This window comes from Pseudomonas sp. NFIX10, assembly GCF_900111955.1.
GTDB classification, from domain to species: Bacteria; Pseudomonadota; Gammaproteobacteria; order Pseudomonadales; family Pseudomonadaceae; genus Aquipseudomonas; species Aquipseudomonas fluorescens_AA.
On the sequence record NZ_FOKH01000053.1, the window covers coordinates 1 to 14,166 of the forward strand.

A 14,166-nucleotide genomic window follows, 5' to 3' on the forward strand; every position below is an offset into this window, starting at 1 on the left:
TATCCAGCCGCAGCGGACCATCTCCGGTCAAAACGGTTTTTCCACTCTTGCCATTGCGCTGATTAGTTTCATCCTCCGGGCGCTGCGCGCCCGGGGGATAGCCCAAGTGGTGGCCGAGTTCAGCGGTCAAGGCTCGTTCAATCAGGGCCTTCTTGAACGCTGCCGAGGCGTCCTCGATGGCTTCCGCTGTCATCAGCCCCTCACCAAACTGCTCAAGCAGCTCTTTGGGGATTTTGGGCAGGTCACGCAGGGGTTTCTTTTTGGTTGGCATACATGCACCTCTTACTCATGTTATGCCCGAACACAAAATTTCTGACACTCCCCAGCAGTCGCCAAAAAACGGGTCCGCTGCGCGGCCCAGCGGGAGCAAGCTCCCTCGCCACGGTCTGATTCTCTGCACTCGGTTTCTCCCACACCTTCCCCTTAACGGAACGCCATCTGCTGCCGATAACCCGATGAGCCCGGTTGTCTCCTGCGTTTGGCTCGCAATGTGCGTCACGACACAGCCAGACCAAGCGATTACTGAAATCCCTTGAACGTTGCTGGCTGGTGGCTATCATCTGCGCGCCTCGGGGTTGTGACACGGCGTTTCGTTGTTATGCCATTGGGTTATTTTCTTACTTGCCTGGACATCCTCGATGCTGGCGTACCACCAAAAAAGTTTTCTGATCGTCGATGATTTCTCGGATTTCCGCAGTTCGATCCGGTCCATGCTGCGTGAGCTGGGCGTCAAGGATGTGGACACCGCCGACACCGGTGAAGTGGCGCTGCGCATGTGCTCGCAGAAGCGTTATGACTTCATCTTGCAGGACTATCACCTGGGCGATGGGCGCAAGAATGGCCAGCAGGTGCTGGAAGACCTGATGGTCGAGAAGCTGATCAGCCATGAAAGTGTGTTCCTCATGGTGACCGCCGAGACCAGCCAGGCGATGGTGCTCAGTGCCCTGGAGCATGAGCCGGATGCGTACCTGACCAAGCCGTTCAACCGCTCCGGCCTGGCCCAGCGGCTGGAGCGGCTCGAGCAGCGCAAGACCCTGCTCAAGCCGATCCTGCAGGCCCTCGATCGTGGCAAGCCGATGGAAGTGCTCAATGCCTGCATCGCCTTGTGCAAGCAGGACCCGCGCTACGGGCCGTTGTGCCTGCGTTATCGGGCCGATGCGTTGCGTGACCTGAATCAGAACGAGGCCCTGGAGCGGCTGTACAACTCCATCCTGGCGGATCGTCCATTGCCTTGGGCCTATGCGGGCCTGGGCAAGTTGCTGTTCAAGCGCGGTCAGGTGGGGCAGGCCAAGGAGGTCTATGAAAAGGCCTTGAAAACCTTCCCTATGATGCCAGCCTTATACGACGGCATGGCCGAGGTGCTGGTGACCGAAGGCGACACCAAACAGGCCCAGAGTGTGCTGGAAGAAGCGGTTCGCCTGTCGCCGCTGGCGGTCCGTCGGCAGGCGCTGTTGGGCAAGCTGGCAATGACCAACGAAGACTATGACACCGCGTCCAGGGCTTATCGCCAGGCGGTCGGGCAGGGCGCGCAATCGCGCTTCAAGGACCCGGAGACCAATCTGGGCCTGGCCCATGCGCTGATCAGCAAGGGCAGCGAAAAAGGCCTCGATACCCGCACCCGGCTGGAGATCAACACCACCCTCAGCGCCGTGGCGAAGGAGAACCTCAACGACCCGGGGTTGCAGGTCCGGGCGCGGCTGATGAAGGCCACCAGCCTGTTGCTCAACGATGCCGAAACCGCCGAGAAGCTCACCGAGCAGGCCTTGCAGCGCCTCGATGGGATGGAACAGTTCATGAGCGCCGAAGCCGCGTTGCTGGTCGCCAAGCAGTTGCAGATGCTCGGCCAGACCAGCGCGGGCGAGTCGATGCTCAAGAACTGCGCGGAAATCTACGGTGATGATCCGGCGGTGATGCAAGGTATCGCCAAGCTCACCGATGACCCGAACATCCTCAATCAAGGCAATGCCGCCGCCGAGCTGAACCGCGAAGGCGTGCGGGTCTACAAGACCGGCGCATTGCCTGAGGCGCGGGAGCTGTTCCGCCGCGCGCTGAAGATGCAACCGAAGAACATCAGTATTGCCCTGAACATGGCGCAATCGCTGCTGCATGGCACCGACACCAGCGTGGACTCGGAGCTGCTGCAGGAGTGCCGCGACTGCCTGAAACTGGTGGGCATGATGCCCGACTCCGATGCGCGTTTTGCGCGTTATCAAAAACTGCGAAGCAAGGCATTTGGCGATGAATGACAGCGAACAGGCCCTCGATTTTTCCACGGTGATCGCGTCGACCGTGCACGACATGAAAAACTCCCTGACCTTGCTCATGCAGGCACATGGGCAATGGCTCGAACGCCAGCCCGAATCCGAGCGACAGACGTCGGAGCAGGGCGTCATCGAGTTCGAGTTCGCCCACCTCAATGGCCTCATGGTGCAGTTGCTGGGGCTGTACAAGCTCGGCGTCAACCAGTTGCCGTTGCACCCGGCCTACCACGAGCTGGACGATTTCATCGAGGCGCAACTGGCCGGCCATCAGGATGTGTTCCGCAGCCGCGGAATCATGGCCACCTACGATGTCGATCCCCTCAGCCCCTTGGGCTTTTTCGACCGCGAGCTGGTGGCCTCGGTGCTCGACAACTGCATCAACAACGCCATTCGCCATGCGCGCCAGGCGCTGCTGATCAGTGTGAGTGACGAAGCCGGGCAACTGGTGCTGACCATCAATGACGACGGCGAAGGTTACCCGCCAGAGATGATCGAACGTCAGGCCGAGTATGTGCAGGGCATCAACCACAGCAGCGGCAGCACCGGGCTGGGCCTGTACTTCGCCGCGCGAATCGCCGGGCTGCACCAGCGCGGCGGTGTGAGCGGGCGGACCGAGATCGCCAATGGCGGTGTGTTGGGCGGTGGGGTGTTCCGGCTTTACTTGCCCTGAACAGGCCCTCCATGAGTGTCCCTGGCAACACAAATCCCCTGTGGGAGCGAGCTTGCTCGCGATAGCGGTGTATCAGCCAACTCAATATTGGCTGGGCCGACGCTATCGCGAGCAAGCTCGCTCCCACAGTCGTATCGCATAAGATTTTAATTGTCTCAGGGTGCTTGATATTCCGAACAGCCGGAGCCTATTTTGTACGGGTTGCCGTTCGCGGCTCGCACATAACAAGGATTGCGTCATGACGACCGATGGCCAGCGTTCACTCGCGCAGCGACTGACGGGCATTGATGAGATTGAATGTGTCACGCCGGATTTGAATGGCGTGCCGCGAGGCAAGGTGATGACCGCCGAAGGTTTCCTCGAAGGCCGGCGGTTGCAGTTGGCGCGGGGCGTGCTGCTGCAATGCATCATGGGTGGCTATCCGCCGTCGCGTTTCTATGGCAGCGACGACGGCGACCTGGCGCTGGTGGCCGACCCGAAACAGATCCACCGCCTGCCCTGGAGCCAACAGCCCCGGGCCCTGGCCATCTGCGACGCCGACGAACTGACCGGTGAAAGCTCTCGGCTCTCGACGCGCGGCCAGCTCAAGGCCGTTGTCGCGCGCTATGCCGCCCTTGGCCTGGCGCCGGTGGTGGCGACCGAGCTGGAATTTTTCGTATTCGCTCCCAACCCGGACCCGACCCAGCCGTTCCAGCCGCCGATGGGCCTGGATGGACGTCGCGAAGACGGCCACTCGGCGTTCAGCGTCAGTTCCAACAATGGCCTGCGCCCGTTCTTCAGCGAGGTCTATGCCTGCATGGCGGCGCTGGGCTTGCCGCGCGACACCTTCATGCATGAAATGGGCGTGAGCCAGTTCGAGATCAATCTGTTGCACGGCGACCCGCTGCTGCTGGCCGACCAGACTTTCCTGTTCAAGCACCTGCTCAAGGAAGTGGCCCTCAAGCATGGCCTGACCGTGGTCTGCATGGCCAAGCCCCTGACCCATACGCCGGGCAGTTCGATGCATATCCACCAGAGCGTCGTCGAGGCGAACAGCGGCCGCAACGTCTTCAGCGACGAAGCGGGTGAACCGACGGCCGCGTTCCGGCACTTCATCGGAGGGCAACAGGCTTGCCTGGCGGACTTCACCGCGTTGTTTGCGCCGAACGTGAATTCCTACCAGCGGCTGTGCCATCCGTTCGCCTCACCGAACAATGCCTGTTGGTCCCACGACAATCGTTCGGCCGGGCTGCGGATTCCCGCCAGTTCGCCAGTGGCCCGCCGGGTCGAGAACCGCTTGCCCGGGGCCGATGCCAACCCCTACCTGGCGATTGCCGCCAGCCTGGCCGCCGGGTTGTACGGGATCGAACAGCGCCTGGAGCCGAGCGCGGCGATCCAGGGTGAATTCGAAGTGCCGGATAATCTGTCGCTACCTTGTACCTTGCATGCCGCCCTGGAGCGTCTGAAGCGTAGTCATCTGGCGAAGGAACTGTTTGGCACGGAGTTCATCGAAGGCTACATCGCTTCCAAGACCCTGGAGCTGACCAGCTTCTTCGATGAAATCACCCCCTGGGAGCGACGTGTCCTGGCGGCCCAGGCATAAAGAACCGCTGCATCCGGGCTATCTTCAACGGATAGCCCTTACTCACCTCAAGGAGCCGCTCGGAACGCCGATGCGCCAAATCTGGAAACCTTTTCGAGCGCTTTATTTCGCCTCGCTGATGATGTTGATCGGCTCGGGCCTCTTGAGTACTTACCTGGCCTTGCGCCTGGCCGCCGACCATGTGGACAGCCTCTGGGTCGGTGCGCTGATGGCCGCCAACTATTTCGGCCTGGTGCTGGGGGGCAAGATCGGCCACCGGCTGATCGCCCGCGTCGGGCACATCCGCGCCTATTCGGCCTGCGCCGGGATCGTCGGGGCGGCGGTGCTGGGCCATGGCCTGGTGGACTGGCTGCCGGCGTGGGTCGTGCTGCGGATGATTGTTGGCCTGGGCATGATGTGCCAGTACATGGTCATCGAGAGCTGGCTCAATGAGCAGGCCGATGCCAAGCAGCGCGGGGTGGTGTTCAGCGGCTACATGATCGCCTCGTACCTGGGGCTGGTGCTGGGGCAGTTGATCCTGGTCATGCACCCGGCCTTGGGCCTGGAGCTGCTGATGCTGGTGGCGCTGTGCTTCGCCCTGTGTTTGGTGCCGGTAACGCTGACCCGGCGAATTCACCCGGCGGCGCTGCACCCGGCGCCCATGGAGCCGCGTTTCTTCATCAAGCGTGTGCCGCAGTCGTTGAGCACGGTGTTGGGTTCGGGGCTGATCGTCGGCTCGTTCTATGGTTTGGCGCCGCTGTACGCCTCCCAGCAGGGCCTGTCGACCGAGCAGGTCGGTCTGTTCATGGGGAGCTGCATCTTTGCCGGATTGTTGGTGCAGTGGCCGCTGGGCTGGCTCTCTGACCGTTACGACCGGGCGCTGCTGATCCGCTGCTTTGCGCTGGTCCTGGCCATTTGTGCGCTGCCGTTGGCGATCTTTCCGGCGGTGCCGCTGGAGGTGCTGTTCGTCGCCGGGTTCTTCTGTTCGCTGGTGCAGTTCTGTCTGTATCCACTGGCGGTGGCGTTTTCCAACGACCACGTCGAAGCGGATCGAAGGGTGTCCCTGACCGCGATGCTATTGGTGACCTATGGCGTTGGCGCCAGTATCGGGCCGCTGGTGGCGGGTGTGCTGATGAAGATGTTCGGTAGCCAGATGCTCTACGGCTTTTTCGCCTTCTTCGCCCTGGTGCTGGTGTGGCGGATCCGGCCGAAAGCGGTGACCAACCTGCATCAGGTCGATGACGCACCGCTGCATCACGTGGCGATGCCGGACAGCATGTCGAGTTCGCCTCTGGTGGCGTGCCTCGATCCGCGGGTGGATGAACAAGTGGTGCAGGAGCAGATGCAGGCACCGGCCAGCCCGGAGGTGGAGCCCGAGCCCGCCCCTGAGACCGTGGCTGAAGTTGACGCCGAGGCACCTGAGCCCCCCAGCTTTACCCAGGCCAGGCCTTGAAACGGGCATGAAAAAAACGGGCAGTCACCGCAAGGGACTGCCCGTTTTTCATGGCTGGACGATCAGAGGTCGTCTTTATCGAAGCGTCGGGCTTCACGCTGGAGCTGGTAGACGAACCGCTCGACCTGCCGTTGCACCAGGCCGCTGATGTTGTGGAAGCGTACGCCAGCGAACGTGGTGTTGAATCTTTCTTCGAAATGCAGGTAACGCAGCTCGACCGGGGCGATCATGTTGCCAAACGGCAGGGCCGCGATGAAGCGTTCGTACACCTGGCCCAATTGCAGGCGTTGGGTGATGTCGCCGTCAAAGCGCAACTTGCAACCGGTGGCGGAGATGTCCAGCAGCTTGCCGTCCACGGGGGACTTGAGCTTGTCGCCGCCCAGTTCAACGCTCACCAGTTGGGCCAGTTTCAGGGCGGCGCGGAAAGCGTTGCGACGCTGGTGGTAGACCACTTCGTCGGGCAGGGCGCCGCGATAGCAGCGACCGTCGCTGGATTCGTCGATGGTCAGTGGGCCCTTGCCATCCCAGGCGATGCGCACGCCGTCATGGAAACCTTCGACGCGAAACGGCTCGCCAGCCAGCAGGAAACGCTCGCCGTCCCGGGGAATCATTTCATCCAGGGCGATGGAGTTGGTCTCGCGATCGACATCGACCAGATAGCTCTGGAAGCGCTGGGTACGTTCATGGAAGGTAATGATCAGCGGGTCATGGCTATCTTGCAGCATCCGCAGGTTGCCAGAAATTTCCAGGGGCGTGGTGAGGACCTTGGGGGGCTGCGGAGCGTCATCCGCGTTTGAGGCATTGAACACGGTGGGTCAATCTCCAGGCAAAATACGACTACGAATGGCCGGCATTTTGCCAGCATGTATCGCGCGTTGATAGAGCGAAGGCATTGTTCGTTTCATGCCTGGCTGAGCGGGCGGTGCTTGACCATTCTGGCCGTCGAACCGCTGGCGTCATACAGCGTCGGGATCTCGCCACCGTTGAGAATGCGCAACTGGTTGGCGGTGGCGGCCTGCTGCATCAGGATCGACTGGCCGTTGCGGGCGTTGGTTGCCTGGCATTGGGCGAGCAGGTCGTTGAGCACTTTGCTCTGGGACCGCAGTTGATCGCCGAGGGTCGACTGGGCGGCCAACTGCTCAAGGCCGTCATGACTGGCGGGCAGGTTGAGGCTGGCGAGGATCTCGCTGCGCTTGCGGCCATGCTGGTCGAGCAAGATGATCAGTGCCTGTTTCTGCGCCAGGATGATTTCCAGCAAAGGCATGTCACGACCGTGCAGTGCCACGGATTCGGCCTGCAATAGCTCCAGCAGTTGTTGCGCTGGAACGAAGTCGTCGATGATCAGTTGCAATAAATGAGTGTCGTGCATGGCTGGCCTTGGGTCTTAGCGTCCAAAAGCCTGGCGCAGGCGGCGGCCTAGCGCTGGGCTTCGAAGTTGAGCAGTTTGCTGGCTACGCGGTTGCTGTCGACTTTGTAGCTGCCATCGGCGATGGCTGCTTTCAACTCGGCCACGCGGGCGTTGTCGACGACAGGTTGATCGCGCAGCTTGTCAGTGAGCTTCTGCAACTGCTGAGCCTCATTGCTGAGGTGTACCGACTCCCCGTTGCCGACCTTTTCGGCTGGCGTGGACACCGGCGCGGATTTGTCGGATTCGACGGTTTCCTTGGTGGCGCCGGTACGCGTAGTGCCTGTCAGCGGTGAAGAGCTGTTTAAACGATTGAAATCGATGACCATGGTAAAAAACCTCTGGGTATTTGGACGCTTGCCATGTTTTCGGCCATTCCCAAAAAAACTTTAGGCTCATTTATTCAATGAACGTGCGCACGTCTGCGCTTGCCTTTGCGTAAGGCACAGTCTAGGGAACACCGGGATCAAGCGCCAGCTTTCTACCTCCTCTACCGGGTCATTACATCGCCACTTCCACTTGGCCTGGAGCCATCACTTGCGCCTTGATGACGCGCTGGGAATTAAGGTTTTTTACCCGTATCTGTTCACGCATGCCGCCGTTGGACAGGGCCTCGCCGGGCATCCGCACGGCCAGTGAGCCGCTGCGGGCGGTGATGACCACCTGGTCGCCCTTGCGGACCACCTCGGCCTGTTCCAGGTGCACCAGCGTCACGACCTGATCGGCGACCATTGGTCGGACAAGCTTCTGCCCGATGGCCTGATCGACAGAGGTCAGGAAGCCTTGGGTGATCTGGCTGACGTCCCGTTCGCGCAACATCACGTCCTGGGGCTCGACGATCCCGGCCCGCTTGAGCGGACGCGTGGTGGTGACGATTTCCCGGAACAGGCGCACTTGAGCGGGCACGAACACCGTCCAGGGCGCGGCGCTGTCGCAACGAACCTTCACCGTGACACGGCCCAGGGGGCGGGCCGGGCTCTCCAGCGAAGCAGTCAATTCCTTGTCACACATGGGCATGCGCAAGCGCGGGTCGAGCTGATTGACTTCGATCTCGTAACGGCCTTCGGTTTGACTGGTTGCCAGGTAGTCTTCTACGGTGAATTCAAGAAAGCCCTGAGTGACGCCGATAAGGAGATCAGGCAAGGTAACCGGAGCCGCCGCAAGGGCAGGACCGCCCGAAGCGAACAGGCAGGCAGCCAGCAGTGCACCGAGCCAGTGGCGGCAGTGAGTGGTCAGGCGTCGAGAAAATGTCGTTTGTGCGTTCATGCCGGTTCAATAGCAAGCCCCGTGCCGTTTAGTGATGAATGCGCGTCGGACACATTAGCGTTAGGTAGGAGTCAGGGCATGGCGGGAGTAATGGATTCGGTGAACCAGCGCACTCAGCTGGTCGGTCAGAATCGCCTGGAGCTGTTGTTGTTCCGTCTCGACGGCCAACAAATGTATGGGATCAACGTATTCAAGGTCCGCGAGGTGCTGCAATGCCCCAAGCTGACCCTGATGCCCAAGTCCAGCCCCGTCGTGTGCGGTGTGGCCAATATCCGGGGGGCGACCATCCCGATTCTCGACCTGGCGATGGCGACCGGTTCCGGTCGGTTGCTGGACCAGAGCAATCCGTTCGTGATCATCACCGAGTACAACACCAAGACCCAGGGGTTCCTGGTGCGCTCGGTGGAGCGCATCGTCAACATGAACTGGGAGGAGATCCATCCGCCGCCCAAGGGCACCGGCCGCGATCACTACCTGACGGCTGTGACCCGGGTCGACAACCAGTTGGTGGAAATCATCGACGTGGAGAAGATCCTCGCCGAAGTGGCCCCCACGCCGGAGGCGATTTCCGCGGGTGTGGTGGACGCCGAGACCCAGCACAAGGCGATTTCGCTGCGGGTCCTGACTGTCGACGATTCGTCGGTGGCACGTAAGCAGGTGACCCGTTGCCTGCAAACGGTCGGTGTGGAAGTGGTGGCGTTGAACGATGGGCGGCAGGCGCTGGATTACCTGCGTGCGCTGGTCGACGAGGGCAAGAAGCCCGAAGAGGAGTTCCTGATGATGATCTCCGACATCGAGATGCCGGAGATGGACGGGTACACCCTGACCTCGGAAATCCGCAGCGATCCGCGCATGCAAAAGCTGCACATCATCTTGCATACTTCGTTGTCCGGGGTTTTCAACCAGGCGATGGTCAAGAAGGTCGGTGCCGACGATTTCCTGGCGAAATTCCGTCCCGATGACCTGGCGTCCCGGGTCGTCGATCGGATCAAGGCAGCAGAATAAAGTAAAGGTCGGGCGCGTTGTGCGCCCGGCAAGTCAACACGATGAAAGAGGCGGTATCTTGTCTACGGGTAATTTGGATTTCGAACAGTTCCGGGTCTTCCTGGAAAAAGCCTGTGGCATCTTGCTTGGTGAAAACAAGCAATACCTGGTGTCGAGCCGTCTCAATAAATTGATGGAGCAACAGGGCCTCAAGTCATTGGGCGAGCTTGTGCAGCGTATCCAGACCCAACCGCGCAGCGGCTTGCGCGAGATGGTGGTGGACGCCATGACCACCAACGAAACCCTGTGGTTTCGTGACACCTATCCGTTCGAAGTGCTGAAGAACAAAGTGCTGCCGGCCGCCATCAAGGCCAGCCCGGGCCAGCGCCTGCGGATCTGGTCGGCGGCCTGCTCGTCGGGGCAGGAACCCTATTCGCTGTCGATGTCCATCGATGAGTTCGAGCGCTCCAACCTGGGCCAGTTGAAAGGCGGCGTGCAGATCGTCGCCACCGACCTGTCCGGGACCATGCTCAATAACTGCAAGACCGGCGAGTACGACAGCCTGGCCATCGGCCGTGGTTTGTCGCCGGACCGGCTGCAACGCTACTTCGACCCGAAAGGGCCGGGCAAGTGGGTGGTCAAGGCACCGATCAAGAGCCGGGTGGAGTTCCGCTCGTTCAACCTGCTGGACAGCTACGCCAGCCTGGGCAAGTTCGACATCGTGTTTTGCCGCAACGTGCTGATCTACTTCTCCGCCGAAGTGAAGAAAGACATCCTGCTGCGCATCCACGGCACGCTCAAGCCAGGCGGCTACCTGTTCCTTGGCGCCTCCGAAGCGCTGAACGGTTTGCCGGATCATTACCAGATGGTCCAGTGCAGCCCGGGGATCATCTACCAGGCGAAGTGATTGGCTTGGGTTGTCAAAAAAAGCGGGAGTCCCAAGGGGCTCCCTTTTTTTTGCCTGCCGCCGGCACCATCCCCTGTGGGAGCGAGCTTGCTCGCGATAGCGGTGGCACATCCAAAATCCATGTCGCTGACAGACCGCCATCGCGAGCAAGCTCGCTCCCACATTTTTGACTCGCGCCGCCTGATGAAAGCGGCAGAAAAGCGGCAGGTAAGCGGAAACCCGTTGCCGCTTTTCTGGCATTGCCGCTTTGCCGGTGCCCGCAAAGCCCCGGTTTATGGGGTTTTTGGAAATGGCACGGCGCTTGCTTTAGCCGTCGTACGTACATTCTGGTCACCCAAAGGTTTCCGACATGAGCATCAGCTTCGATAAAGCGCTCGGTATCCACGAACAGGCCCTGAGCTTCCGCGCCCAGCGTGCCGAAGTCCTGGCCAACAACATCGCCAACGCCGACACCCCGAACTACAAGGCGCGGGACCTGGACTTTTCCAAGGTGCTCGCCGAGCAGAACGATAAGACCAAGAACGGCCACTTCGCCTTGAACATGACCAACAGCCGTCATATCGAAGCCGAAGGCCTGGGCAATGGCGACGAGTCGCTGATGTATCGCACGCCGATGCAACCGTCGATCGACCAGAACACCGTGGACGCTCAACTGGAACAGTCCAACTACGCGGAAAACTCCGTGAACTTCCAGGCCAGCTTCACCCTGCTCAACAGTAAGTTCAAAGGGCTGATATCGGCCCTGCGCGGAGAGTAAGCCATGTCGATTGCTAGCGTATTCAACATTGCCGGCAGTGCCATGAGTGCCCAGACCACTCGCCTGAACACCGTCGCCAGTAACATCGCCAACGCCGAGACCGTTTCGTCGAGCATCGACCAGACCTACCGCGCCCGCCACCCGGTGTTCGCCACCATGTTCCAGGGCGGCCAGTCCGGCGGCAGCGACTCGCTGTTCCAGGACCAGGAAGCGGCCGGGCAGGGCGTGCAGGTGCTTGGCGTGGTCGAGGACCAGAGCAACCTCGAAGCACGTTATGAGCCAAACCATCCGGCCGCGGACGCCAAGGGTTATGTCTACTACCCGAACGTCAACGTCGTCGAAGAAATGGCCGACATGATTTCCGCCAGTCGTTCGTTCCAGACCAACGCCGAAATGATGAACACCGCCAAAGCCATGATGCAGAAGGTCCTGACCCTCGGTCAGTGATAAGGGGCGAGTCACATGAGCGTTACCAACACTACAAGCGGTTTGAGCCTCAACGAGATTCTGGCCAACTCCTCGGTCAAGACCAACAACACCTCCGATGGTCTCGGGGGCGCGGCCAAGGCGGCGACCGGCAACCAGGAACTGGGCAAGGATGCGTTCCTGCAACTGCTCGTTACCCAACTGAAGAACCAGAACCCGCTGGAGCCCCAGGACAACGGCGAATTCGTTGCCCAGTTGGCGCAGTTCAGCAGCCTGGAAGGCATCACCACCCTCAACGAGACGGTGAGCGGCATCGCCGGCAACTACAACTCGTCCCAGGCCTTGCAGGCCTCGTCGCTGGTGGGCCGCTCGGTCATTGCCCCGGGTGACAAGGCTGTGGTCGATACCTCCAAGAGCCTCAACGGTACGGTGGTGGTACCGGCATCGGTGTCCTCTGTCGCGGTCAAGATCGTGGACAAGGACGGCAAGACCGTTCGCACCATCGACCTGGGCAGCCAGAACGCCGGCAACTCCGCCTTTATCTGGGACGGCAAGAACGATGCGGGCACGGTCGTTGAATCGGGCACTTACACGTTCGCGGCTTCGACCACCATCGACGGCAAGGCCACCTCGCTGATCACCAACCTGCCGGCCACGGTCAGCAGCGTGACCATCAGCCAGACAGGCGGCGAGCTGATGCTCAACCTGGCCGGGCTGGGCAGCATTGCCCTGTCCAAAGTACAAACTATTGGTATGTAGAGCCGACTAACCGGCAAAAGGAGTCAACATGTCTTTTAACATCGGCCTTAGCGGTCTCTATGCAGCCAACAAACAGCTGGACGTGACCGGCAACAACATCGCCAACGTGGCGACCACCGGTTTCAAATCGTCCCGCGCGGAATTCGAAGACGTCTACTCGGCCACCAGGCTGGGCTCGGGCAGCAAGACCGTCGGCAACGGTGTGCGCCTGGCCAACGTTTCCCAACAGTTCGGCCAGGGTGACGTGAACAACACCGGCAACGTGCTGGACATGGGCATCCAGGGCCAGGGCTTCTTTGTCCTGAGCAACGACGGTTCCCTGAGCTACACCCGTGCCGGTACGTTCAAGACCGACAAGGAAGGTTTCATCACCAACACTGACGGTACTTCGCGCCTTCAGGGCTACGGTGTGGACGCCAACGGCAAGATCCAGAACGGTATCCTGACCGACCTGCGTATCGACACCTCCAACCTGCCGCCGACTGCCACCAGCCTGGTGTCCTCGACGATCAATTTGAACTCGACGGCCACGCCGATCACTGCGGCGTTCAATCCGAACGACACCGCTACGTTCACCAAGCAGTTCACCACCCCGGTCTACGACACCCAGGGCAACCAGCATTCCATGGACCAGTACATGGTCAAGACCTCCGGTAACACCTGGAATGTCTATACGCTGATTGACGGTCGCAACCTGGATGGCAGCTTGCCGACGACGACCGGTGCGACTGCGCCGATCCCTTCGACCATGAACTTCGATTCGAGCGGCAAGCTGACCACGGTCACCACTCCGCCAGCGACGGTCAATAGTGATCTGGTACTGACCGGTTGGGTTCCGGGCACCGTGACCAACGGCGTATGGACCGCCAACGGCGCCGCGAGTGCGCCAACCATCACGATCTCCATGGGCAACACGACCCAGTTCAATGCCGACACCGCACGGTCGATCCCGACCCAGAACGGTTACGCCACAGGCCAGATCACCAACCTGACCATCGATGGCAGCGGTGTACTGTTGGCCAACTTCAGCAACAACCAGACCAAGCCGATCGGCCAGCTCGCCCTCGCCAGCTTCACCAACGAGCAAGGCCTGCAGCCAGTAGGCGGCACCAGTTGGAAGGAAACCTTCGCCTCGGGCATCCCGGGCTACGACGCTCCACAAACTGGCACCCTGGGCTCGATCGTCTCCAACTCCCTGGAAGAGTCCAACGTCAACCTGACCAACGAACTGGTCGAGCTGATCAAGGCCCAGAGCAACTACCAGGCGAACGCCAAGACCATCTCCACCCAGAGCACCATCATGCAGACCATCATCCAGATGACCTGATGTCGAGGGTTGCTTGAAGGCTGTACAAGGAGCCCCTCGCAAGAGGGGCTTTTTTGTGGGCGCAGGTTTTGTCGTGCCAGGTCCGGCCTCATCGCGAGCAAGCTCGCTTGTATGGTAGGACTTGAAGGGGGGAGGAGGGACAAAGCTCGATTCTGACTGTTAGCCGCAGTACAGACCGTGGGAGATTTCACCCCTCCTCCTTTCACCCAAGCGCCGATAAAGAATGCATCTGGCCTAGACCGACGATAGGAACAAGCCTGCGCCTCTGGGTGAACCCTTCAAGTGTTCAAACCTTAGCCCGGAGGATTTTCAATGGCAATGCCGGTTTCTGTCGCAAAGCCGATCGTGGGTGTTGATGTCGCCAAAGATGAGTTGGTGATTTATCACGCA

General features: G+C 60.6%; 15 protein-coding genes. 10 read left to right on the forward strand and 5 right to left on the reverse strand.

The genetic code is table 11. The features are described 5' to 3' along the window. Nucleotides 1–271: transposase (locus tag BM321_RS28980; protein WP_139230488.1), on the reverse strand; the 271-nt coding region annotated here is incomplete at its 3' end. Nucleotides 272–638: 367 nt separating this feature from the next. On the opposite strand from BM321_RS28980, the gene BM321_RS28985 reads away from it, so the two are divergent. From BM321_RS28985 to BM321_RS29000, 4 genes are all read left to right on the forward strand, one after another. Further along, nucleotides 639–2,246 carry a tetratricopeptide repeat-containing response regulator gene (locus BM321_RS28985; RefSeq protein ID WP_092446418.1) on the forward strand — a complete coding sequence of 536 codons (1,608 nt, stop codon included), beginning with the start codon at nt 639–641 and terminating at the stop codon, nt 2,244–2,246. Beyond that, nucleotides 2,239–2,931, forward strand: a complete 693-nt coding sequence (locus BM321_RS28990; protein WP_092446420.1) for a sensor histidine kinase — start codon at nt 2,239–2,241, stop codon at nt 2,929–2,931. The genes BM321_RS28985 and BM321_RS28990 overlap by 8 nt, the downstream gene beginning before the upstream one ends. 340 nt (nt 2,932–3,271) lie before the next feature. After that, nucleotides 3,272–4,513, forward strand: coding sequence for a glutamine synthetase family protein (locus BM321_RS28995; RefSeq protein ID WP_175534998.1), 1,242 nt, complete (start codon nt 3,272–3,274; stop codon nt 4,511–4,513). Nucleotides 4,514–4,583: 70 nt separating this feature from the next. Then, entirely contained in the window at nt 4,584–5,945 is a 1,362-nt protein-coding gene (locus BM321_RS29000; protein WP_092446424.1) for an MFS transporter, read from the forward strand. 62 nt (nt 5,946–6,007) lie between these two features. Here BM321_RS29000 and BM321_RS29005 read toward each other — a convergent pair whose 3' ends face one another. The 4 genes from BM321_RS29005 to flgA all read right to left on the reverse strand — a co-directional run bounded on the left by BM321_RS29005 (nt 6,008) and on the right by flgA (nt 8,616). After that, a complete protein-coding gene (locus tag BM321_RS29005; RefSeq protein WP_092330522.1) occupies nt 6,008–6,754 on the reverse strand; it encodes a flagellar brake protein in 747 nt (248 codons plus the stop codon). A 92-nt stretch (nt 6,755–6,846) separates the two neighbouring features. Further along, nucleotides 6,847–7,314 (reverse strand): flagella synthesis protein FlgN, encoded by a 468-nt coding sequence (locus tag BM321_RS29010; RefSeq protein ID WP_092446426.1) that lies wholly within the window; start codon nt 7,312–7,314, stop codon nt 6,847–6,849. A gap of 47 nt (nt 7,315–7,361) precedes the next feature. Further along, complete coding sequence (gene flgM / locus BM321_RS29015; RefSeq protein ID WP_092446428.1) at nt 7,362–7,679, reverse strand: flagellar biosynthesis anti-sigma factor FlgM; 318 nt, start codon at nt 7,677–7,679, stop codon at nt 7,362–7,364. Between the two features lie 172 nt (nt 7,680–7,851). Continuing rightward, nucleotides 7,852–8,616: a flagellar basal body P-ring formation chaperone FlgA gene (flgA, locus tag BM321_RS29020; RefSeq protein WP_092446430.1), complete on the reverse strand. Its 765-nt coding sequence runs from the start codon at nt 8,614–8,616 to the stop codon at nt 7,852–7,854. Between the two features lie 78 nt (nt 8,617–8,694). On the opposite strand from flgA, the gene BM321_RS29025 reads away from it, so the two are divergent. From BM321_RS29025 to flgE, 6 genes are all read left to right on the forward strand, one after another. Further along, the gene (locus tag BM321_RS29025; RefSeq protein WP_060741036.1) at nt 8,695–9,621 is read left to right on the forward strand and encodes a chemotaxis protein CheV; all 927 of its coding nucleotides are present in this window, start codon (nt 8,695–8,697) and stop codon (nt 9,619–9,621) included. A gap of 58 nt (nt 9,622–9,679) precedes the next feature. Next, nucleotides 9,680–10,507, forward strand: coding sequence for a protein-glutamate O-methyltransferase CheR (gene cheR / locus BM321_RS29030; RefSeq protein ID WP_063324730.1), 828 nt, complete (start codon nt 9,680–9,682; stop codon nt 10,505–10,507). 349 nt (nt 10,508–10,856) lie between these two features. Then, nucleotides 10,857–11,264 carry a flagellar basal body rod protein FlgB gene (flgB, locus tag BM321_RS29035; protein WP_092330514.1) on the forward strand — a complete coding sequence of 136 codons (408 nt, stop codon included), beginning with the start codon at nt 10,857–10,859 and terminating at the stop codon, nt 11,262–11,264. Nucleotides 11,265–11,267: 3 nt separating this feature from the next. Beyond that, complete coding sequence (flgC, locus tag BM321_RS29040; RefSeq protein ID WP_060741038.1) at nt 11,268–11,711, forward strand: flagellar basal body rod protein FlgC; 444 nt, start codon at nt 11,268–11,270, stop codon at nt 11,709–11,711. Nucleotides 11,712–11,726: 15 nt separating this feature from the next. Beyond that, nucleotides 11,727–12,449 carry a flagellar hook assembly protein FlgD gene (flgD, locus tag BM321_RS29045; protein WP_092446432.1) on the forward strand — a complete coding sequence of 241 codons (723 nt, stop codon included), beginning with the start codon at nt 11,727–11,729 and terminating at the stop codon, nt 12,447–12,449. A 28-nt stretch (nt 12,450–12,477) separates the two neighbouring features. Beyond that, nucleotides 12,478–13,776 carry a flagellar hook protein FlgE gene (gene flgE, locus BM321_RS29050; protein ID WP_092446434.1) on the forward strand — a complete coding sequence of 433 codons (1,299 nt, stop codon included), beginning with the start codon at nt 12,478–12,480 and terminating at the stop codon, nt 13,774–13,776. Nucleotides 13,777–14,166: the final 390 nt, after the last annotated feature.

Excerpts from the sequence above, each read along its gene's own strand:
- flgA (WP_092446430.1), bottom strand. The coding sequence starts at position 8,616 with ATGAACGCACAAACGACATTTTCTCGACGCCTGACCACTCACTGCCGC.
- BM321_RS29010 (WP_092446426.1), bottom strand. The coding sequence starts at position 7,314 with ATGCACGACACTCATTTATTGCAACTGATCATCGACGACTTCGTTCCA.
- BM321_RS29025 (WP_060741036.1), top strand. The coding sequence starts at position 8,695 with ATGGCGGGAGTAATGGATTCGGTGAACCAGCGCACTCAGCTGGTCGGT.
- flgD (WP_092446432.1), top strand. The coding sequence starts at position 11,727 with ATGAGCGTTACCAACACTACAAGCGGTTTGAGCCTCAACGAGATTCTG.
- BM321_RS28985 (WP_092446418.1), top strand. The coding sequence starts at position 639 with ATGCTGGCGTACCACCAAAAAAGTTTTCTGATCGTCGATGATTTCTCG.
- flgM (WP_092446428.1), bottom strand. The coding sequence starts at position 7,679 with ATGGTCATCGATTTCAATCGTTTAAACAGCTCTTCACCGCTGACAGGC.
- BM321_RS28990 (WP_092446420.1), top strand. The coding sequence starts at position 2,239 with ATGAATGACAGCGAACAGGCCCTCGATTTTTCCACGGTGATCGCGTCG.
- flgE (WP_092446434.1), top strand. The coding sequence starts at position 12,478 with ATGTCTTTTAACATCGGCCTTAGCGGTCTCTATGCAGCCAACAAACAG.
- flgB (WP_092330514.1), top strand. The coding sequence starts at position 10,857 with ATGAGCATCAGCTTCGATAAAGCGCTCGGTATCCACGAACAGGCCCTG.
- flgC (WP_060741038.1), top strand. The coding sequence starts at position 11,268 with ATGTCGATTGCTAGCGTATTCAACATTGCCGGCAGTGCCATGAGTGCC.
- BM321_RS29000 (WP_092446424.1), top strand. The coding sequence starts at position 4,584 with ATGCGCCAAATCTGGAAACCTTTTCGAGCGCTTTATTTCGCCTCGCTG.
- BM321_RS28995 (WP_175534998.1), top strand. The coding sequence starts at position 3,272 with ATGACCGCCGAAGGTTTCCTCGAAGGCCGGCGGTTGCAGTTGGCGCGG.